Annotated in this window: 19 protein-coding genes; 8 read left to right on the top strand and 11 right to left on the bottom strand. The window is 66.4% G+C overall.

Features of this window, described 5'->3' with window-relative positions; genetic code table 11:
- Together AC6H0N_RS15470 and AC6H0N_RS15465 are read right to left on the bottom strand one after the other, a co-directional pair.
- The coding region (locus AC6H0N_RS15470) for a hemagglutinin repeat-containing protein (protein WP_497575023.1) at positions 1-5,100 on the bottom strand (5,100 nt) is incomplete at its 3' end.
- A gap of 39 nt (positions 5,101-5,139) precedes the next feature.
- Entirely contained in the window at positions 5,140-6,858 is a 1,719-nt protein-coding gene (locus AC6H0N_RS15465; RefSeq protein ID WP_497575022.1) for a ShlB/FhaC/HecB family hemolysin secretion/activation protein, read from the bottom strand.
- 323 nt (positions 6,859-7,181) lie between these two features.
- Between AC6H0N_RS15465 and AC6H0N_RS15460 the strand changes: the two genes are divergently transcribed.
- From AC6H0N_RS15460 to nusB, 4 genes are read left to right on the top strand one after another with little or no spacing between them, the layout of a single operon-like run.
- Positions 7,182-7,787, top strand: coding sequence for a riboflavin synthase (locus tag AC6H0N_RS15460; protein WP_497575021.1), 606 nt, complete (start codon positions 7,182-7,184; stop codon positions 7,785-7,787).
- Positions 7,784-8,872: a bifunctional 3,4-dihydroxy-2-butanone-4-phosphate synthase/GTP cyclohydrolase II gene (gene ribBA, locus AC6H0N_RS15455; protein WP_497575020.1), complete on the top strand. Its 1,089-nt coding sequence runs from the start codon at positions 7,784-7,786 to the stop codon at positions 8,870-8,872. The genes AC6H0N_RS15460 and ribBA overlap by 4 nt, the downstream gene beginning before the upstream one ends.
- A gap of 21 nt (positions 8,873-8,893) precedes the next feature.
- Entirely contained in the window at positions 8,894-9,364 is a 471-nt protein-coding gene (gene ribH / locus AC6H0N_RS15450) for a 6,7-dimethyl-8-ribityllumazine synthase (protein ID WP_497575019.1), read from the top strand.
- Positions 9,361-9,810 carry a transcription antitermination factor NusB gene (gene nusB / locus AC6H0N_RS15445; RefSeq protein WP_497575018.1) on the top strand — a complete coding sequence of 150 codons (450 nt, stop codon included), beginning with the start codon at positions 9,361-9,363 and terminating at the stop codon, positions 9,808-9,810. The genes ribH and nusB overlap by 4 nt, the downstream gene beginning before the upstream one ends.
- A gap of 94 nt (positions 9,811-9,904) precedes the next feature.
- On the opposite strand, the gene AC6H0N_RS15440 is transcribed toward nusB, so the two are convergent.
- A complete protein-coding gene (locus tag AC6H0N_RS15440; protein WP_497575017.1) occupies positions 9,905-10,183 on the bottom strand; it encodes an HU family DNA-binding protein in 279 nt (92 codons plus the stop codon).
- A 345-nt stretch (positions 10,184-10,528) separates the two neighbouring features.
- On the opposite strand from AC6H0N_RS15440, the gene AC6H0N_RS15435 reads away from it, so the two are divergent.
- The 4 genes from AC6H0N_RS15435 (at position 10,529) to alr (ending at position 14,259) form a co-directional block, all read left to right on the top strand.
- Positions 10,529-11,338, top strand: a complete 810-nt coding sequence (locus AC6H0N_RS15435) for an alpha/beta fold hydrolase (RefSeq protein WP_497575016.1) — start codon at positions 10,529-10,531, stop codon at positions 11,336-11,338.
- 159 nt (positions 11,339-11,497) lie between these two features.
- Positions 11,498-11,626, top strand: coding sequence for a hypothetical protein (locus AC6H0N_RS15430; protein ID WP_497575015.1), 129 nt, complete (start codon positions 11,498-11,500; stop codon positions 11,624-11,626).
- Between the two features lie 26 nt (positions 11,627-11,652).
- Positions 11,653-13,158 (top strand): methyl-accepting chemotaxis protein, encoded by a 1,506-nt coding sequence (locus tag AC6H0N_RS15425; RefSeq protein WP_497575014.1) that lies wholly within the window; start codon positions 11,653-11,655, stop codon positions 13,156-13,158.
- Positions 13,159-13,200: 42 nt separating this feature from the next.
- Positions 13,201-14,259, top strand: a complete 1,059-nt coding sequence (alr, locus tag AC6H0N_RS15420; RefSeq protein WP_497575013.1) for an alanine racemase — start codon at positions 13,201-13,203, stop codon at positions 14,257-14,259.
- Positions 14,260-14,262: 3 nt separating this feature from the next.
- Here alr and AC6H0N_RS15415 read toward each other — a convergent pair whose 3' ends face one another.
- From AC6H0N_RS15415 to ccmC, 8 genes are read right to left on the bottom strand one after another with little or no spacing between them, the layout of a single operon-like run.
- Positions 14,263-14,661 carry a hypothetical protein gene (locus AC6H0N_RS15415; RefSeq protein WP_497575012.1) on the bottom strand — a complete coding sequence of 133 codons (399 nt, stop codon included), beginning with the start codon at positions 14,659-14,661 and terminating at the stop codon, positions 14,263-14,265.
- Entirely contained in the window at positions 14,658-15,875 is a 1,218-nt protein-coding gene (ccmI, locus tag AC6H0N_RS15410) for a c-type cytochrome biogenesis protein CcmI (protein ID WP_497575011.1), read from the bottom strand. Before ccmI ends, AC6H0N_RS15415 begins: the two co-directional genes overlap by 4 nt.
- Positions 15,872-16,372 carry a cytochrome c-type biogenesis protein gene (locus AC6H0N_RS15405; protein WP_497575010.1) on the bottom strand — a complete coding sequence of 167 codons (501 nt, stop codon included), beginning with the start codon at positions 16,370-16,372 and terminating at the stop codon, positions 15,872-15,874. The genes ccmI and AC6H0N_RS15405 overlap by 4 nt, the downstream gene beginning before the upstream one ends.
- Positions 16,362-16,895 carry a DsbE family thiol:disulfide interchange protein gene (locus AC6H0N_RS15400; RefSeq protein ID WP_497575009.1) on the bottom strand — a complete coding sequence of 178 codons (534 nt, stop codon included), beginning with the start codon at positions 16,893-16,895 and terminating at the stop codon, positions 16,362-16,364. Before AC6H0N_RS15400 ends, AC6H0N_RS15405 begins: the two co-directional genes overlap by 11 nt.
- A gap of 8 nt (positions 16,896-16,903) precedes the next feature.
- Positions 16,904-18,886, bottom strand: coding sequence for a heme lyase CcmF/NrfE family subunit (locus AC6H0N_RS15395; RefSeq protein WP_497575008.1), 1,983 nt, complete (start codon positions 18,884-18,886; stop codon positions 16,904-16,906).
- Positions 18,883-19,335 (bottom strand): cytochrome c maturation protein CcmE, encoded by a 453-nt coding sequence (ccmE, locus tag AC6H0N_RS15390; protein WP_497575007.1) that lies wholly within the window; start codon positions 19,333-19,335, stop codon positions 18,883-18,885. The genes AC6H0N_RS15395 and ccmE overlap by 4 nt, the downstream gene beginning before the upstream one ends.
- Complete coding sequence (gene ccmD / locus AC6H0N_RS15385; protein ID WP_497575006.1) at positions 19,332-19,544, bottom strand: heme exporter protein CcmD; 213 nt, start codon at positions 19,542-19,544, stop codon at positions 19,332-19,334. The genes ccmE and ccmD overlap by 4 nt, the downstream gene beginning before the upstream one ends.
- The gene (ccmC, locus tag AC6H0N_RS15380; RefSeq protein ID WP_497575005.1) at positions 19,544-20,317 is read right to left on the bottom strand and encodes a heme ABC transporter permease CcmC; all 774 of its coding nucleotides are present in this window, start codon (positions 20,315-20,317) and stop codon (positions 19,544-19,546) included. The genes ccmD and ccmC overlap by 1 nt, the downstream gene beginning before the upstream one ends.
- Positions 20,318-20,323: the final 6 nt, after the last annotated feature.

The raw sequence follows: 20,323 nt of genomic DNA, 5'->3' as shown, positions 1-20,323 counted from the left end.
CCCGCCCGTGAGTGTGGTGTCGCCACCGACCCGCACGTCAAAGCCCCCGTCCCCCGCACGCAGGGCCGACTGCTCGGCCACGCTCGCAAAGTCGCTGTCGATCTTCGCCTGGCCCACCTGCACGCTGCCGGCAAAGCCGTAGCCGATGGTGACTGAGCCACCTGCGCTCTTGTCGCGGCTCTCAAAGGTGCTGATGTCCTGCAGGCTCTCGATCACCAGATCCCCGCCCACGTCCGCCACCACCCGCTCACCCGAAGCAACGGCCCCCTTGAGCGTGGTGTCGTCGCCCGAGCGCAGCGTGAGCGTCTCGCCCGCGGACAGATGCGTGTTGCTCCAGATCAGATCGTCGCCCTCGGCGTTGCCGCGTGCGGCGCTGGCGTTGGCGGTGATGCCGAAGGCAAAGCCGTCCGAGCCGTAGGTGATGGCCACGCCCACTCCGCTGCTGCTGCTCTGGCTGGAGCGCTCCACGCTGGCGGTGTTTGCGGCGGCGAGCAGATTGATGTCGTCCTCGGCGATCAGGGTGAGGTCGCGCCCGGCGCTGATCTGACTGCCCTGCACGGTGATGTCGCTTTGCTCGCCTGCGCCGCTGGCGCGAATTGTCACATCGCCCCCGGCCGCCACAGTGGAAGCGGCGGCGGTGTCGGTCGTGACGCTGCTCGTGTCCTTGCTCTTGCTGCCGCCAACGGTAATGGAGATGCCCACGCCGCCACCCGAGGTGTTCGGGTTCTGCATGCCCTGATAGGCGTTGTATGCGGTCAGCGCGGTGGTGGCCCCGGCCAGTGCCTGCATGCGGCTGTCGTCGGTGTCTTTCGAGGCGCTGTGCATCTGCTGCGCGGTCTGCACGGCGGTGATCACCGGGGCGGTGATGGCAATGGTCAGCCCGCTTTGCTTGGTCTTGGTCTCCTGCGTGTGCAGGCTGCTCTCGCGCGCTTCGACGATGTCGACGCGTTCGGCGGCGATGTTGATGTCGCCTTGCGGGGCGAGCACGTCGGAGCCGACCTGGCGGTAATTCTGGCCGGCGAGCAAGGTGACGTCGCCTTCGACGCTGCCCACGGTGCTGCCTCGGGCGAGCGTGGTGGTGGTGTCGGCCTCGTTGCTCGAAGCGCGCGAGCCGATGGTCACGCCCACGCCGCCGCCGCTGAACATGCCGGAGGTCTTCTCTTGCAGGATGTGGGTTTCGAGGTGGGTTTCCTCGGCGGCTTCGATGGTCAGGTCACGCCCGGCCACCAGCGTGGTGCCGGAGGTGGACACCACGTCGCTGCCGCGCACCGACAGATCCTGGCCGGCGACGAGGGTGACGGTTTCGGCCGACAGGGTGCTGCCGACCGCGGTGGTGCTCTCGAAGCTGTCGCGCTGGTACTTTTTGGACGACGACAGGAAGCCGCTCTTGGACTTCTCGAAGGAGATGTCGCTGTAGTTGTGCTCGCTGCCGGCGTCGATGGTGATGTCCGCCGCCTGTGCGGCGATGCCGCCCTCGGCGCTGGAGAGGTTGGCGGCTGTCATGTCGATGCGGCCCGTTTCCATGTTGGCCGAGAGCACGATGTCGCCGGTGGTGTCGATGCGCGTGCCCACGTCGGTGCGCGAGCCGCTGTTGTTGATGTCGCGGCCGGCGCCGGTGTGATTGCGGGTGGCCTCGGTGACGGTGCCCAGCATGAGGTCACCGCCGGCCAGGATGCGGGTGGAGCCGGCATCCGTGCCGCCTTCGCCACTGGCGGCGGGCGCGTTGTTGAGCAGTTGCGCGGCGATCAGCGAGATGTCGCCGACCGCGGCGAGCTGCAGCTTGCCTCCGGGCTGCTGCACGTGCAGCGTGGCGACCCGATCAATGTGTGTGCGGGTGAAGTCGCCAGCCGCGAAGTTGTCGGTGTCGCGCGTGGTGCTGGCGATTTGCAGGTCGGTGCCGGCCGACAGGCTCATGGACTGGCCGGCGGTGATGTTGCCGCCGATCACGCGCAAGTCGTTGGCGGCTTCGAGATGAACGATGTCGCCGTGGATCTGGCCTCCACTGTGCGTGATGCGGTCGGCCTCGAGCACGACCAGCTTGCGGCCGGCCAGCGTGCCGAGGTTGGCGACCTGGCCGCTGGTCTGCACGTTGAGTATGTCACCGGCCAGCAATGCGCCGTCGGGGCGCAGGTCACCCACGCCGGGGCGGGCGTAGAGCTGCGGCACCAGCGCCCGGGCGGTCTGGCCGTCGGGCAGGGTGATGTCGCGTTCGACCAGCCAGACCATGTCGGTGGTGAGCGCGGCCATCTGCGCGGCGGTGAGGGCGACGCCGGGGACCAGGCCCCATTCCTGCGCGTAGGTGATGCCGGCATTCATCAGCGCCACGTACTGCGCCTCGTCACTGGCGTAGCCGTCGAGGAAGCGGTGGCCGGTGAGGCCGGCGATCTGCTCGCGCAGCAGTTGCTGCTCGTGGAAGCCGTCGCCGAGGCGCTTCTGCATGCCTGACGGGTCGAGGCCAAGCTGACCCAGCATGTAGTCGCTGGAGATCCACTGCCCGTAGTTGGCAAAGCGCGGATCGGTCTCGATCAGGTAGGTGGCGGTCGGGTCGGTAGCCGGGCGGAACAGGGTGTTGCGCCCATAGGCTGCGCCACCCGCGCCGCCGACCGAGAGCGGGGCAAGGGTGGTGCCGCTGCCGGTCACGCTCTGGTTGTCTTCAAGTCGCGCGATGTCGAGGTTGAAGCTCTCGAGGATGGGTGCGGGGCTGAAGGCGTGCTTGCCGCCGAACTCCAGTTCCTCGTCGTTGCCGTCCCAGTCGCGGAATTGCCGCCAGCCGTCGTAGGACGTGGTACGGGCGCCTTCGCTCGAATGGTTGATCAGGTCGCCGCCGGTGTGCACCAGCGCCCCGCCAGCCAGGATGCGGCTGTCGTGGTTGTCGACGTTGCCGGTCAGGTACAGGTTGCCCCCGGCCACCATGTCGCCGGGGCGGGACGACTCGACCCGCGTGATGGACTTGGTCTCGGTGTATTCGTAGAAGGTGTAGTCCTCGAAGCGGCCCACGACCACGCCGTCGACGACGTAGGGCTGCTTCTCCACGCGGTGGTTGAAGATGCTCGGGAAGAACGAGACATCCAGCCGTTGTGACCAGCCCTCGGGCTGCACTTCCTGGATGAGCCGGCTCTCCAGCACCTCTTGGCTGGTGACGAGGCCGGCGTTGCTGTTGTGGATGTCGGCGGCGGCGATGTCGAGTGTACCCAGCGCCTCGATGGTGGCGCCGTGGTTGCTCGCCAGCGTGGCGCTGCCGGCGGCGCGGCCACTCTCGTCGAGTTGCCCACCAATGGTCAGATCGCCGGCCGAGAAGATCAGCGCGTCGTTGCGGTTGGTGAGCGTGCCCACGCCGATGTCGAGCCGGTTGCGCGCGGCGATGACCGGGGCGACATCGCCCTCTTCGTCCTGATGCAGGACGTCGGTGGCGATGGCCAGATCACCACCGTAGATGCGCCCGCCCGCGAGGTTGTCGCTGCGCGTGGTGGCGATTTGCACCGTGTTGCCGTCGATCAATCCGCGGTTGGTCAGCGTGTCGGCGGTGAGGTCGACGTTGTCACCGGAGAGGCTGCCGGCGCTCTGGTTGTCGACGCTGTCGGCGGCAAGTTGCAGTGCGCTGCCCGCTTCGATGCGGCCGCGGTTGCTCAGGGCGTTGGCAACATCGAGCGTGACATTGCCGTTGGCCGCGACATCACCCTCGTTGTCGAAATCCCCGCCCAGTTGCAGGCTCAGGTCGCCGTGTGACAGCAGCGACCCGTCGCCCGTGAGGCTGGCGGCGGCCACATCGAGCTGCTCGCCGGCAATCAGTAAGCCGCCGGTGTTGGTGATGGCCAGCGTGCCCTGCGGGTCGCGAATGGCGACTTCCTCGAGCGCGCTGATCAGGCCATTGCGGTTGTCGAGGCTGCCGCTGCTGGTGATCTCGATGTCGCGGTCGGCGCGCACGGCGCCGTGCTGGTTGTCGATGGTGCTGGCCGTGATGCGCACATCGCGCCCTTCCAGGCCCAGATCGTCGGCATGCGTGTTGGCGTTGTCGAGCGTTGCGATGGTGATGTCCAGCGTCTGCGCGGACGAGATCAGCCCGCGGTTGGTGGCGTCGGCCGTAGTCAGCCGGATGTCACCGGTGGCGCTCATGATGCCGGTGTTGGTGAGCAGGCCATTGGCGGTGACGACGATCTCCCCCGCGCTGGCGCCGATCTCGCCCGCGTTGCGCACGCCGACACCGGCTTCGGTGCCGATCAGGGTGATCTTGCCGGCGTACATGCCGCCCAGCGCGGCCACGTCGATGGCGAAGGCGGGCGCGGCATCGCTTGCGGCCACATCGACGCCGGGCGTGCCGTCGGGCGCGCGCAGGCCGGGGCCGACGGTGAGGGTGAGGTCATTGGCCCAGATGCCGGCGTTGATCTCGACGGCGCGGGCGATGATCGACGCAAAGTCCGCACGCAGCGCATCCATGCCGGCGCCTTCGATGATGATCTGGCCGCCTTCCACGCGGTAGCCGTCAAGGCGGCCATCGAGCATCACGGCCTGGCCGGTGGTGAGCGTGGCGCGGTCGGCGTTGATGAAGCCGCAGCCGTTGCAGGTGATGCCCGAGGGGTTGGCCACGACGATTTCGGCGCGCGTGCCGGCGATTTCGATGTAACCCCGCAGATGGCTGGGATCGCTGGAGTTCACCTCGTTGAGGATGATGCGTGCCGAGCCGGAGCTGAGGTTGACGTTGCCTTCCACCCAGCCGCCAAGCTGCGTCTGCGCGTTGGTACGGGCGTTGTTGAGAATCACGCCCTGCTGCTCGACGTCGAACTGCGAATAGGTGTTGCGCGACACGCCGGCCGAGGTGGGGCGGGCGATGTTGACCAGCGGCACGCCATTGGTGGCGGCATGCACGTGCGGCTGCTGGCCGGTCGGGGCGGTGGGGTCGGCCACGATCTGGGCGTGGGCGGGCCAGGCCAGCGTCAGCAGGGTGGCCAGCGTGAGTTTGCGCAAGGCCGAGGTGGCGGTGCGCGCAGGCCCGGCGCCACGGCTGCGCGGCGTGCCGCCGCTGGAGCTGCGGGCGCTTTCGGCAACGACCATGAGCTGGCCGCGGTTGCGGTTGAAGACGATGCGGTGAAGCGTGGCGTTCATGTCGTTACCTGTGCGAGAAGTCCGGGCGCAGCGGCGCCGTCAGAAGGTCCAAACGAGGTTGAAACCGGAAGCGGTGGAGCCGGTGCTAAAGCCGCCGGGCTTGTTCAGCGGCCGGCCGGTGAAGACTTCGTACTGCAGCGCGCGGTAGCTGCCGCGCAGGCCGATGACCGCGCCGGTGAGGCGGCGGCCAGGCTGGCTGGCAGCGGCGTCGCCGCCGGTGCGGCCGTGGTCAAGGCCGACAAAGGCCGACTGCCCGCTGTCGCCCAGCGCTACCGACAGCTCGTTGCGCAGCAGCCAGCCGCGCTCGCCGGAGAGCACCTGCTCGCCGTCGAAGCCGCGCACGGTGTGGCGCCCACCGATCGAGAACTGGTCTTGCGGCAGCAGCCGGCTGCGCTCGCGCTGGCCGCGCAGGTCGGCCTGGTAGCGCCATCGGGTATTGCCGAGCTTGAACGGCACGCCGAAGCTGGCGCGGGCGGTGAGAATGCGCGGGCGGTCGGCCCCCTCGCCGTACTGCGCGCGGAATGCGCCGGTGCCGTGGCGCCACGTGGCTTCCACATCGAGCGTGGCTGCGCCGAGGTAGGCGCGGTGCGCAATGCTTGCCTCCCAGCCGGCGCTGCGGCGGCGCTGCACCAGGATTTCGGCGTCGTCGATGTAGTTGCGTGATTTGCGCAGGTACGCACCGAGCGACAGCGTGGTCTTGCCGGTGGCGCTGCGCTGCACGACGCGCGAGGCGCGTAGGTCGAAGCGCTCGCTGCGGCCGCTGTAGCGGTAGTCCTGCACGATGCCCGCCACTGTCTGGTGGTAGTCGTGGGCGCTGGTGTTGACGCCGAACAGCCAGTAACCGAACGGCACCGAGTAGTGCAGCGAATGCCCTTCGGTGCCGCGCCGGCCACGCTCGCCGCCGCCCAGGTCGTGGATCAGGCTGGCGTGGAACAGGTCGCCCAGCCCCAGCGGGTTGTGCCAGGCGAGGCTCAGCGCGCCCATGTACTTGCCGGTGCTGCGCGAGCCGGAGTCATCCAGCGCGAGGCTCAGGCGCAGCGGGAAGTTCTGCTTGCGTTCGATCACGATGTCGCTCTCGCCCGGCGCCTCGCCCGGCTCGATGCGGATGTCGGCATCGCCGCTGGGCAGACGGCGCAGGTTCTCCAGCCCCTGTTCGATGTCGCGCAGATTGAGCAGCTCGCCGGTCCGTGCCGGCATGGCGGCAGCGGGGTGTATGCGGCCGGTGCTGCCGTCGGCATAGCGCACGCTGCGCACGCGGCCGGGCACCACGGTGAGTGCGAGCGTGCCGCTGGTGAGGTCCTGCTGCTGGGCCAGCACGCGGGTGGTGATCAGGCCGTCGGCCACCAGCGCGTTCTGCACGCGCCGCATGACTTCGTTGATTCCTTGCGTGCCCAGGCAGCGCCCGATGGCCGGGTCGGCTCCGCCGGTGACGTCGGCCAGCAGGCGCGCGGCATTGCCGTTGGCGCCGGACAGCTCGACGCGATCGATGCGGAAGCACGGTGTTTCGTTGTCGGGAATGCGGCCGTCGCTTGCTGCGGGCGGGGCCTGCAGCCACACGTCGGTGGATGCATCGAGGCGTTCGCGCAGGGCCTCGTCACGTTCCTGCTGGCGCTGCAACTGGCGGGCTTCGATCTCGGCTGCGGTCTGGGCGTGGGCGTCGGGGGCCCCGGTCAGCAAGGCTGCAGCAACGGAAAGGACGATGGAAAGTGAGGGGAGTGTGCCGCTACGTGTGCTGAAAATGCTTTCTGCTGCCTGCATCCGTCAAACATTCCATGGTGAGCCTGTGAGCGCCACCGGAAGCGGTTTGCGGAATCAAGGCGGGTTTTGAGAATGCGAGGAGGATATTCGTAAAGGATATTTATGACAAGTGCGGTACGCCCAAAGTGATACCGCCCGGGGGCAAACGGGAGCGCAACGTGACGTGCGCCGAGCAGCCGTGTTAAGTGGCAGCGGCTCGGGTCGAAACGGGGAACGCGGGATTGCCTTGTGTCGGGCGTTCGGGCGTGAATGAGTGCGGCGGCGCTCGGCCAACGCCCTGTTTTCGCTTACAATCGCGCCTTCGTCCTGACCGAACCCCTCCCATGTTTTCCGGAATCGTGGCCGCCCAAGGCCGTATCGTCGAACTCACTCCGCTTGCCGATGGCGTGCGTCTGGTGGTCGACGCCCCCGAACTTGATTTGTCCGACGTGATCCTCGGCGACAGCATTGCCAACAGCGGCGTGTGCCTCACCGTGGTTGCGCTTGATGGCGGTCGCATGAGTTTTGACGTGTCGCGTGAGACGCTCAACTGCACCGTCGGGCTCGATGCCGTCGGTAACGAGGTGAATCTGGAAAAGGCGCTGCGCCTGGCCGACCGGCTGGGCGGGCATCTGGTGACGGGTCATGTGGACGGCGTTGGCGATGTGCAGCGTTTCGAGCCGGTGGGCGAGAGCCACGAGCTGGTGATCCGCGCACCGCAGGCATTGGCCGGCTACATCGCGCGCAAGGGCTCGATCACCGTCAATGGCGTGAGCCTGACGGTGAACCGCGTCGAGGGCGCAGACTTCTCGATCAACCTGATCCCGCACACGGTAGCGGTGACCAATCTCAAGCATCTGAAGGCAGGCAGCAAAGTGAACCTCGAAATCGACCTGATCGCGCGCTACGTTGAACGTATGCAGGCCTGGCGTGCGGAGGCCGTGGTATGAGCGATCTGGCTCCCATCCAAGACATCATCGAAGACATCCGCCTGGGCCGCATGGTCATCCTGGTGGATGAGGAAGACCGTGAGAACGAAGGGGACGTGGTCATTGCGGCGGAGTTCATCACGCCCGAAACCATGAACTTCATGGTCAAGCATTGCCGTGGTCTGGTGTGCCTGACGCTGACCGACGCGCGCTGCCGTCAGCTCGGGCTGGAGCAGATGGTGCGCAATAACCGCACTCCGCACGGCACGGCATTTACCGCCTCGATCGAAGCCGCCACCGGGGTGACCACCGGCATTTCGGCGCACGACCGCGCCCGCACCGTGCAGGCTGCCGTGGCGCGCGCCGCGCGCCCGGACGACATCGTGCAGCCGGGCCACATCTTCCCGCTGCGTGCGCAGCCCGGTGGGGTGCTGATCCGTGCCGGTCATACCGAGGCAGGCTGTGACCTGGCCCAGCTGGCCGGGCTGGAGCCGGCCGCGGTGATCTGCGAAATCCTGAAGGACGACGGCACCATGGCCCGCTTGCCGGACCTCATTCCGTTCGCGCAGGAACATGGATTGAAGATCGGGACCATCCGCGATCTGATCGAATACCGCGCCGCCAATGAATCGCTGGTCACGCGTGTGACCGAGAAGGAAGTCGTCACGCCGCAGGGCAAGTTCCGCCTCTCGGCGTTTGAAGACCGCACGTCGGGTGATGTGCACTTTGCGCTGACGCACGGCAACATTCGCGCCGACCGCGACACGCTGGTACGGGTGCACGAGCCGATCTCGGTGGTCGACTTCCTCGACCCGGCGAGCGGCGCCCACAGCTTCCCGATCAACGATGCGCTGACCCGCATCGCCGCCGAGCCGGCGGGTGTGGTGGTGCTGCTGTACCGCCCGCAATCAGGCCGCGACCTGCTCGCCGGTCTGCAGGGTGAAGAGCGCCCCGCAGCACGCTGGGATCCGCGCCTGTTCGGCGTCGGCGCGCAGATTCTGCGCGACTTGGGCGTCGGCCGCATGCGCCTGATGGCCAACCCGCAGAAGATCCCGAGCATGGCCGGCTTTGGCCTTGAAATCACCGGCTTCGTCGATCAGGACTGAGCCGCAATTACCGGAAAACCAATGTCCCGCTTCCACAACATTCCTGAAACCGAGATCAACCTGGACGGCCGCGGCCTGCGCGTCGGCATCGTCATGAGCCGCTTCAATCAGGACGTGTGCGAAGGCCTGCTGTCGGCCTGCAGCGACGAACTGATCAAGCTTGGTGTTGATTCCGCCGCGATGCAGATCGTCACCGTGCCCGGTGCGCTGGAGATTCCGCTGGTGCTGCAGACCATGGCCAAGAGCGGCCGTTTTGATGCGCTGGTAGCGCTCGGTGCGGTGATTCGCGGCGAGACCTATCACTTCGAGATCGTCTCCAACGAGATGGCCGCCGGCATCAACCGTGTCGGGCTCGATACCGGCATGGTGATCGCCAATGGCGTGCTGACCACCGAGGACGACGATCAGGCGCTGGCGCGCATGCGCGAGAAGGGCGAGGACTGCGCCCGTGCAGCGGTCGAGATGGCGCGACTGCTCAAGGGGCTGAAATGAGCGGCAAGGCGGCCCGTCGACGCGCGCGCGAGTTCGCGCTGCAAGGGGTGTACCAGTGGCTGCTGTCGGGCAACTCGGTATCCATGATCGAAGACCACGTGTCCGAAGTCAGTGGTTTCGACAAGGCCGATCTGGCCTTCTTCACGCGCGTGTTGCGTGGCACCGTCAATCACGCGGCCGAATTGCGTGAGGCGTTTGCTCCGTTCATTCACCGTGGTGTCGAGGAGCTGTCGCCGGTCGAGCACGGCATTCTGCTGATCGCCACCTTCGAGCTGAAGAACGACATCGAGACGCCGTATCGCGTGGTCATCAATGAGGCCATTGAACTGGCGAAGGAATATGGCGGCACGGACGGCCACCGCTTCGTCAACGGCGTACTCGACCGTCTGGCGGCCGAACTGCGCAAGATCGAAGTGGATGCAGCCCGCAAGGCGCGCGAAAGCTGAGAGAAACGCGGCTGCGCAGGCGCCTGCCGGTGTAGCCAGAAGCGAAAAGGCCCTGCCGGTTGGCAGGGCCTTTTCGCTGATCGGTGAAGCGCGCTTACTTGCCGTTGACGGCAGACTTCAGCGAGGCGCCGGCGGAGAACTTGGGCACCTTGGAAGCAGCGATCTTGATGGTGGCGCCGGTCTGCGGGTTGCGGCCGGTGCGCGCAGCGCGAGCGGAAACCTCGAAGGAACCGAAGCCCGTGAAGGCCACTTTCTCGCCCTTGGCCATGCGCTCGGTGATCAGATCCAGCACGGCGGACAGGGCACGATCGGCCTGAGCGCGCGAAACTTCCATGCGGTCAGCCAGGGCTTCGACAAATTCACCTTTATTCATGCTTTTCCTCGATCAGAGTTTGAGTGTTTAAAACCGTTATCCCGCCGGGATTCCGGCAATGCGCGGTGAGTGTTCGGCGGCTTTCGGGTGTCCTTGGAGGTCTTCCCCTAAAACCCGATTCAGCGCTCCGCGCGCCTCCCTGCGAACCCAGCGCGAATGGTCTCTCGCGACTGAAATTCAGGCAGGGACAGTCTGCACAACGGCGCAGGATCACACAAGACCTTTTTTCGTAACAGCGCGGGTTTGCGGCCCGTTTGCCACATTCCGAAGGCGAATTCCGGATTCCGAAGGCACCCGCGGGCTTGCTACCATGACACGGCTTACAAAATGCGAACGGAGTAGTGCATGCAGATCGTCCAGTCCAATGGCCTGAATTTCGCCCTCGAACGTCGCGGCAGCGGCGACCCGCTGTTGTTTCTCGGTGGTACCGGATGGGACCTGCGCGACCGGCCGAATCCGCTCGACGGCCCGCTGGCAAAGCAGTTTGAGGTGATCCTGTTCGACCAGCGTGGCATGGGCCAAAGCGACAAACCGGCGTGCGAATACAGCATGGCCGACTACGCCGAGGACGCTGCCGGCATCCTCGACGCGTTGAGTATTGCTTCGGCGCATGTGGTGGGCTTCTCCTTTGGCGGCATGGTGGCGCAGGAGTTGGCCATTCGCCATCCCGGCAAGGTGCGCCGGCTGGTGCTGGCCGGCACTACCTCGGGTGGGGCGGGAGGTTCGTCGTACCCGATCCAGGAGTTTCTCGATCTGGACGCCGAAACCCGCGCCCGGCGCGGCCTGGAAGTGATGGACGCGCGCTTCACGCCAGCGTGGCAGGCCGATAACCCGAAAGAGGCCGCGCGCCTGATCCGCGAACGCATGATCCTCGCCGCTCGCCGCGCCGACGACGTCGAACTGGAGGCCGCCAAACGGCGTCAGCTCATGGCGCGTGCGCAACACGACTGCTTTGACCGGCTGCAGAACATTGTCGCGCCGACACTGGTGATTGCGGGCGAACACGACGGACAGGCGCCGGTCGAACTGGCGCGCAATCTGGCTGCCGGGATCGGTGGCGCCCGCATGGCAGTGGTGCCCGGCGCGCACCACACCCTGCTCGGTGGCAGCCCGGATGCCTATGCGGCCATGCTCGAATTCCTCAACGCCGACTGAGCTCGCGGAACCTTCCTAATTCTGACATGTCAGTTGTCCGCCGATTCTGATGACGTGCTTGAGCGCGCTCGGTCGGCGGACCGAGTAGGCGCTCAAGATCGCAGCGCATTACGCCGATAGCCCTTCAGTAAATCGTTTTTTTCTGATGAACGGCTGGACATGACTTCGCACCCTGGAAGAAGACTGCTGATCTGTGCTCTGGCATTGCTGTGGCTGGGCTACAGCGCCGCCGTGCTGGGCTGGCACGCCTGGACTTCGCCTGCTGCTGACGTCTGTATCACCCGCTGAAACGTCGCACTGCGGAGAGCGAGATCATGCATGGCAGGGAATTGACTACTGAGGAGTTGTTGCGCGCGCAGCGGCTGTCGGCTGACCGTGTGATGCTCGTCAGTCTGGGTGTGCTGTTGCTGATCAGCCTCGGGGTGGCTTACGCCACCGGCTCCTGGCTGGTGGCGCTGGCAGTCGGGCTGCCGGCGGTGGTGGTGCCGGGCCTGATCTATCACATGGCGCCGGGCAGCGTGATCAGCCGCAGCGTTTTCGCCTGTGCGCTGATGATCTTCTCGGCGCTGACCATCCAGCAGACCGGCGGCGCCATCGAGGCCCACTTCGGCATCTTCGTGCTGCTCGCCTTCCTCTTGTACTACCGTGACTGGCGGCCGATCCTGGCTGCGGCCGTGCTGATCGCCTTGCATCACCTGTCGTTCAATTACCTGCAGGCGGCTAACCTCGGCATCTACATTTTCGATTCCGGCTCATCTCTCGGGCGCGTGCTGGTGCATGCGGCCTATGTGGTGGTCGAGGCGGGCATGCTGATGTACATGGCCGTGCGGCTGCAGGCTGACAGCATGGAAGCTGCGCATGTGGCTGCTGCTTCGCGCGCCATTGGCAGCGGCGACCTTGCGCAGCGTATTGAGGTAGGCGATGGTGACTCGTTGCTGGGCGCGGTGGAGCAAATGCGCGTCGAACTCGCACGCACCATGGGCGAGGTGCGCGAGGACTCCGAAACCGTGGCCCGCATCGTGTCGTCGCTGACCACGCTGGCTGACGAAGTCGACCGCATGAGTTCGCGGCAGCGTGATGAGACCGGCCATCTCGCCGCGGCTATCGCCGAGATGGAGTCGGCCATGGAAAGCCATGCCGAGGAGGCTGAACGCGCCCGCAGCATTGCCTTGCGTTCCGGCACGCTGGCGCGCGACGGCGGCACTGTGGTGCGCGCGTCCATCGACAGCATGATCGACATCGAACGCAGCATTCGGGACTCTTCGGTCAGCGTGGAGGAGCTCGGCTCGCGCAGCGCGCGCATCGCCGAAATGGTGCAGCTCATTGGCGACATCGCCGCCCAGACCAATCTGCTCGCGCTCAACGCGGCAATCGAGGCTGCGCGCGCCGGTGAGCAGGGCCGCGGCTTCGCCGTGGTGGCCGACGAAGTGCGCAAGCTCGCCGAACGCACCTCGACCGCCACCGGTGACATCACCCGCCTCATCGACGACATCGACATTGCCCGCAAGCGGGCGCTCGAATCCATCAGCCAGGCGGTCGAGCGCGCCAGCGCAGGCGCGGTGCATGCGGGCGAAGCCGAGACCAGCATCAACCGCATCACGGCTGAGTCGGGCGAGGTCGAACACGCCATCGAGGAGATCGCGGTGACCTTGCGGCAACAGCTTGCCGCGTCGCGCCGGTTGGCCGAGAGCGTGAACTCCGTGGCAGATATTGCGGAACGCTGCAACGCCGCCGCTCGCAGCGTCAATGGCGAGGCCACTGCATTGGGCAGCGCCTCGGGCTCGCTCGAAAACGTGGTGTCGCGCTTTCGCATCGCCTGATTCGTCTCCAGCGGGGCGGCTTGTGGCACAGTAATGCCCGCCATGCGACCAGCCCGCGCCCTCATTGATCTCGACGCCCTGCGTCACAACTATCGTCTCGCCAGAGCGCGCCACGGCGCGCGCTCGCTTGCCGTCATCAAGGCCAACGCCTACGGGCATGGCGCCGTGCGATGCGCACGGGCGCTGGCCGACGCCGATGGTTTTGCGGTGGCATTCATTGACGAGGCGCTGGCGCTGCGCGAGGCCGGTATCACCCAGCCCATCCTGCTGCTCGAAGGCGTGTTTTCGGCCGACGAGCTGATACGTGTTTCCGCCCTTGATCTGTGGCCGGTGATGCATCACGCCGCCCAGATCGAGATGATCGAAGCGGTCGGGCTGTCGCGGCCGATCGACGTCTGGCTCAAGATCAACAGCGGCATGAACCGCGCGGGTTTCGAGCCGGACGAAGTGCGCGGGGTGTGGCAGCGTCTCAAGGACAGCGGCAAGGTCGGCGCGATCACCTTCATGACCCATCTGGCGCGCGCGGATGAGCCGCAGGTGATCGTCACCCCGGAACAGACGAGGTGCTTTGACGCTGCCATCCGTGATCTGCCCGGAGCGCGCAGTCTGTGCAATTCGGCCGGCATCCTGGGCTGGCCGCTGGCCCATGCGGAGTGGGGGCGGGCCGGCATCATGCTCTACGGCGCCGATCCCATGCCGGGTGAGGGCAACGGCTTGCGGCCAGTGATGACGCTGGAAAGCGCGGTGCTGTCGGTACGTAATGTGCCGGCTGGGGCGCCGGTGGGCTACGGCGCGCGTTTCCGCACCGATCGCCCGACGCGTGTCGGGCTGGTAGCCATGGGCTACGCCGACGGCTATCCGCGCAGTGCGCCGGACGGTACGCCGGTGGCCGTTGACGGTGTGATGACGCGCCTGATCGGGCGCGTATCGATGGACATGATGACGGTCGACCTGACTGACGTCGCGCAGGCCGGGCCGGGTAGTCGGGTCGAGCTGTGGGGGCCGCAGGTGTCGGTTAACCGCGTCGCCGAGGGCGCCGGCACAATTGCCTATGAGGTGCTGTGCAACGTCAAGCGCGTGCGCTTCGACTACCGCGGCTGAACCTCACTCCGCCCAGCGCATCACGATGCGCTCGCCGCTTTGCGGCGCCAGATCGACAGTCTCTTCAAGCATGACCCCGTTCAACTGTGCGCGGATGCGATAGCTGCCGGCGCGCGTGACGTCGACGTGGGCAACCGGGCCGCAGCGCTCGTTCGAGGCCACGGCCCCTGATTGCGCGGTGTCGACCGAAGTGCGCACGTCGGCGACATAGCCACCGTCTTTTGTCGCGAACAGGATCGTCAGTGAATGCGACTGTTGCGCCTGACGCATCGCCTGCGATTCGTCGATGCCGACGCCCCCGCACGTGAGAACGATCTGGGGTTCTTGCGCGGCAAGCGGAAAAGCCACCCCGAGCAGCATCGCAAACAGGGCGGGGCGTAGCGGTGAAGTGATGGTTTTCATTCGAGCACCCGATCAATGACCAGTTCAATGTTGGTGGCGCCAGGCGACACCAGTTGCGTGGCGCTTTCCAGATCGCCCGAGCGTGGCGCGGCGTCGCCGTTCATCGAGATGCGCGCAGCCACCACGATCTGGTCGGGCAGCGGGGCATCGCTGATGCGCTGGGCGTTGCTGAAATCAAAGCGCGTCGGCAGCGCCGAAGCCGGGATGCGGATGGCCGCGTAGGGCATGCCACCTTCCGGCGGACGGGCGAAGATGTACACCACGGCGTCTGCCGGCATGCGGCTGTCGGCGAGTCGTTCGGCCAGGCTGATACTGCCGTCGACGCCAAGCAGACGTGCAGAGGGTGGCACATCGAAGAGCTCCATGCCACCCCGTGAGCGCGCTTCGTTCACGCTGGCGATTACTGAAGCATAGGCCGGATCGCTTTCCGGCACTTCCTTCAGGATGCGTTCCCAGTAGGCTGAAGCGCTCTTGTAATCCTGACGTTCAAAAGCCGCCGCGCCGGCCAGGGCGAGCGCCTTGAAGTGGGTCGGAGCGATTTCCAGCGCGCGCTCGATCAGGCGGCGCGGCTCGCCTTCGAAGTCGCCCTGCCGCGCGGCGACCAGCAGATCGGCCCATTCGGTCAGCACTTCGGGCGAATCCGGCGCGTTGTCGCGCAATTTGGCCCAGGTCTGAGCGGCTGTGTCGAACTGGCCGAGCATCATGTAGGAGCGGGCCAGCATGATCCAGCCGGTTTCGTCGGAGGGATCGGCCTCGAGCCGCTGGGCCAGCTGTGCAACCAGGCCGGCAAACTGCTCCGGCGTGACGTCTTCCGGGTTGGTCTGCGCGACGTGGGTTTCGGGGTTCAGTGCATCCGGTTCGCCGATGAAGCCATACACCAGCAGCGCCGACAGCGGCACGACCAGAATCAGCGCAAGCGCCCAGCCGGCGGCAGGGCGCTGATCGGCGCCGTCCTCGACCACCAGGCCTTCTTCGAGCACGCGCTGCTCGATCTCGGCGCGGCTGCGTTCAAACGCGGCGTCGTCGATCTTGCCGGCGGAATGCTCGGCTTTGAGATCCACCAGCTGTTCGCGCAACACCCCGATCGTGACCTCGGCCTGCGCACGCTTGGCAGCGTGGGCCCGGCGGCGCGCACCGCGGCCGAGCAGCGGCGGCACGAGCAGCAACAGCGCGCATGCGACCAGCAGGGCGGAAAAGAGGACGAATTCGATCACGTGCGGGACTCCGGCGGGGTTTCGTTGTCTGTGTCGCCGAGCAGGGCGCGTGCCTGACGGCGCTGCGCATCGCTCAGTTCGGGCGTGCTTGCCTCGGCGGCGCGGCGGCGCAGGCGCAGGCTCAACCAGCCGAGGCCGAACACGCCCAGCGCGGCGGGCCCGAGCCACAGCAGCAGGGTATTGGTGCGGAACGGCGGGGTGTACAGCACGAAGTCACCATAGCGGGTGACGAGGAAGTCGACGACGTCCTGCTCGGTCTTGCCGGCGGCGAGCTGTTCGCGCACCTGATTGCGCAGGTCGACGGCGAGCGGTGCGCGTGAGGCGGCAATGGTCTCGTTCTGGCACACCAGGCAGCGCAGCTTCTGCGACAGCTCGATCACGCGCGCTTCGAGTTTGGGGTCTTCGGCTACCGGCGTGGCTTCGCCCGCGGCAAAAGCGGCAGTCGAAAACGCAATGGCTGCGACCGCCAGCAGGTGACGCAGCGAATCAGCTTTCACGGGACAGCTCCGCGATCTTCGGCAGCAACACGTCGCGTAGTACGCCGGCGTGCAGCGGGCCGATGTGCTTGTAGCGAATCACGCCCTGCTTGTCGATCAGGAAGGTCTCGGGCGTGCCATACACGCCGTACTCGATGCCAATGCGGCCGTCGGCGTCGACCACGTTCATCGCATACGGATTGCCGCCGTCGCGCAGCCAGTTGATGGCGGCGTTGCGTTCGTCCTTGTAGTTGAGCCCGATCACCGGGATCACGCCCTCACGCTTGAGCTGCACCAGCAGCGGGTGCTCCTGTCGGCACGACACGCACCACGAGGCCCACACATTGAGCAGGAAAACCTGCCCGCGCATGTCGGCTAGTTTGAACTGCTGCTCGGGTGCATCGAGCCGCGGCGCGCTGAACTCGGGCGCAGGCTTGCCGACCAGAGGCGACGGGACTTCGCGCGGATTGAGCGTCAGCCCGTAGGCCAGAAAACCGGCCAGCGCGATGAACAGGGCCAGCGGAACGAGGAATTTGGCTTTCATGGTGGTCTTCATCCTGCCTGTACGGATGCGGCCGAGGCCGGATCGGCCGCGTCGCGTTCGGCGAGTTTGCGGTAGCGCCGGTCCATTGCCGCGAAGATGCCGCCCAGCGCCATCAGGATGCAGCCCAGCCAGATCCAGCTGATGAACGGGCGGTAGTGCAGGCTGACGATCCACGCCCCGGTTTCGACCTGGTCACCCAGCGAAACATAGACATCTCGCAGCGGGCCTACATCGATTGAAGCTTCGGTCATCGGCATGCCTTGCGCGCGGAACTGGCGTTTCTCTGGCGTCAGCGTTGCGATCATGCGGCCGTCGCGGGTGACTTCAATGACGGCGCGGTCGGCATCGTAGTTCGGGCCAGCGATCTCTTCGGCGCCCAAAAAGGTGAAGGTATAGCCGGCCAGCTGCGCCGTTTGCCCGTCGCGCATCTTGACGTCGAGGTCTTCCTCGAGACTGCCGACCATGGTCACGCCGATGACGAAGATGCCGATGCCCAGGTGAGCCGTCCACATTCCCCACCAGGCGCCCGGGATGCCGCGCAGGCGGTTGCCCAGCGGCGTTCCCGGTCGTTCGCCGAGGCGGCGCCGCAGCAATTGCACGCTGGCAAGCAGCACCCAGGCCGACAGCGACAGGCCCAGCACGGTGCGCCACGTCACGTGGTCGATGGCCAGTGCCACGCCGCCGCCAATGATTACGCTGGCCAGCGCCGAGAGCCACAACATGCGGCCGATGCGGGCGGAGTCGTCGCCCTTCCAGCGCACGAAGGGGCCGATCATCATCAGGATCAGCACCGGCGTCATCAGCGGCACGAAGGTGGCTTCGAAGTACGGCGGGCCGACCGAGATCTTTCCCATGTTGAGTGCGTCGAGGAACAGCGGGTAGAGCGTGCCGAGCAGCACCGCGCTACAGGCCACGACCAGCAGCACGTTGTTGCCGAGCAGGGCTGTTTCGCGCGACACCAGATCAAAGCTTCCGCCGCCCGAGAGTTTCGGCGCACGCCATGCAAACAGCGCCAGCGAGATGCCGATCACCAATACCAGCAGTGCCAGGATGTACAGGCCGCGCGCCGGATCGGTGGCGAAGGCGTGCACCGAGGTAATCACGCCCGAGCGCACCAGGAAGGTGCCGAGCAGCGACAGCGAAAAGGCGCTGATGGCCAGCAGTACGGTCCAGCTGCGGAAGGCGCCACGCTTTTCGGTGACGGCCAGCGAGTGGATCAGTGCGGTGCCCAGCAACCACGGCATGAAGGAGGCGTTCTCGACCGGATCCCAGAACCACCAGCCGCCCCAGCCCAGCTCGTAATAGGCCCAACCGGAGCCAAGCGTGATGCCAGCGGTCAGGAACACCCAGGCCACCGTCGTCCACGGGCGCGACCAGCGCGCCCAGGCCGCATCCAGCCGGCCCGTGAGCAGCGCCGCGATGGCGAAGGCAAAGGCCACCGAGAAACCCACGTAGCCCATGTAGAGCAGCGGCGGGTGAATGATCATGCCCGGATCCTGTAGCAGCGGATTCAAGTCGCGGCCCTGTGCAGCGGCCGGCAGCAGACGCTCGAAGGGGTTGGAGGTGAACAGCGTGAAGGACACGAAGCCGGCGCTGATCCAGCCCAGCACGCCGACTACGCGCGCCATGAAGGCTTCGGGCAGGTGGCGGCTGAACACCGTTACGGCCACGGTCCAGCCCGACAGCGCCAGCGCCCATAGCAGCAGCGACCCTTCGTGGTTGCCCCATACGCCGGTGATCTTGTAGATCAGCGGCGTGTCGCTGTGCGAGTTGGCTGCCGCCAGACGCACCGAAAAGTCGCTCTGGATGAAGGCCCAGGTCAGACAGGCGTAGGCAAAGACCAGGAACAGGAACTGGCCGTGGGCGGCCGGGCGGCCTATCGCCATCAGGGCCATGCGATTGCCGTGTGCGCCGATCATCGGCACGATGGCCTGCACCAGCGACAGCACCAGTGCGAGGATGAGGGCGAAATGTCCCAGTTCGGCAATCATTGCTGCACGCTCTCCGCGGCCTTCTTCATCTGCGCCGCGTCGAGCGCGTACTGCGCCTCCACCGGCATGTAGTTTTCATCGTGTTTGGCCAGCACTTCGGTGGCCGTGAAGCGGCCGTCCGTTCCGAGCTGACCCTGAACCACCGCGCCCTTGCCCTCCTGGAACAGGTCGGGCAGCGTGCCGCGGTAGGTCACCGGCACGGTCTGCGCCATGTCGGTGATGACGAAGGCCACGGTCAGGCCGTCGGGCTGGCGCTGGATCGAGCCGGCCTCGACCATGCCGCCGACGCGGAAAGTGCGGCCCTGCGGCGCCTTGCCGGCCACGACTTCGCTCGGGGTGTGGAAGAACACCAGGTTTTCCTGGAAGGCGGTCAGCACGAGCGCAACCGCCCCGACCAGAAGGGATACGGCGCCGCCCAACAACAGCAGGCGCTTGCTACGCGGTTTCATCGAACAATCTCCTCGTTCCCGCCGGGCGCCGGATGGCCCTTGGGTGCCGCGCGGCGCAGCCTGAGCAGCCGGCGCGCGGTGTCGTTACGACGGCGAAACAGCAAGAACAGTTCCACCGCGACGCACGCTGCAGTCACGCCGTAGCTGCCCCACACGAACATTGCTGATCCGCCCATGTCCCAGAACGCGCTCCACGATTCCCACTGCATCACTTGCTCCCCACGCGTTCAAGCTCGGCGCCAACCCAGTCGGTATGGCGCTCGCGCTCGAGAATGACGCTGCGCACGCGCCAGAAGGCCACGGCAATCGTGTAGGCCCAGGCTGCGATGGCCATGATGAGCATGCCCATCAGCATGGTGGTGGCCATCGACGGCGCCTTGTTCAGGCTCACCGAGGCGCCCTGGTGCAGGGTGTTCCACCACTGCACCGAGAAATAGATGATCGGCACGTTCACCGCGCCGACCAGCGCAATGATGGCGCCTGCGCGATCCGAGCGGCGCGAATCCTCAATGGCCTCGGTCAGAGCCATGTAGCCCAGGTAGAGGAACAGCAGCAGCAGTTGCGAGGTCAGGCGCGCGTCCCACACCCAGTATGTGCCCCAGGTCGGCTTGCCCCACAGGGCGCCGGTCCACAGGGCGATGAAACAGAAGATCGCCCCGGTTGGCGCCAGTGCGCGCGCCATCATGAACGACAGCCGGGTGTTCATGACCAGCCCGACGGCCGACCAGAAGGCCATCACCAGATACACCAGCATCGACATCCAGGCCGCCGGCACGTGGATGAAGATCACGCGGTAGACGTCGCCCTGCGTGGCGTCGGTGGGGGCTACGAAGAAGCCGATATATAGCCCGATCACGGTGAGTACCAGCGCGATGCCCGCGAACCACGGCGCGAGCATGCCCGCCACCGGGTAGAACACCTGTGGCGAGGCAAAGCGCAGCAGGCTCCGTCCGCGCAGGTCCTTGTTGTCGAGATCTCTCATGCAGGG

It is taken from the genome of Pseudazoarcus sp. NS34 (assembly GCF_059703725.1).
Note: the sequence above shows the minus strand (reverse complement) of the source record. Positions and strands in the feature narration are given on the sequence as shown.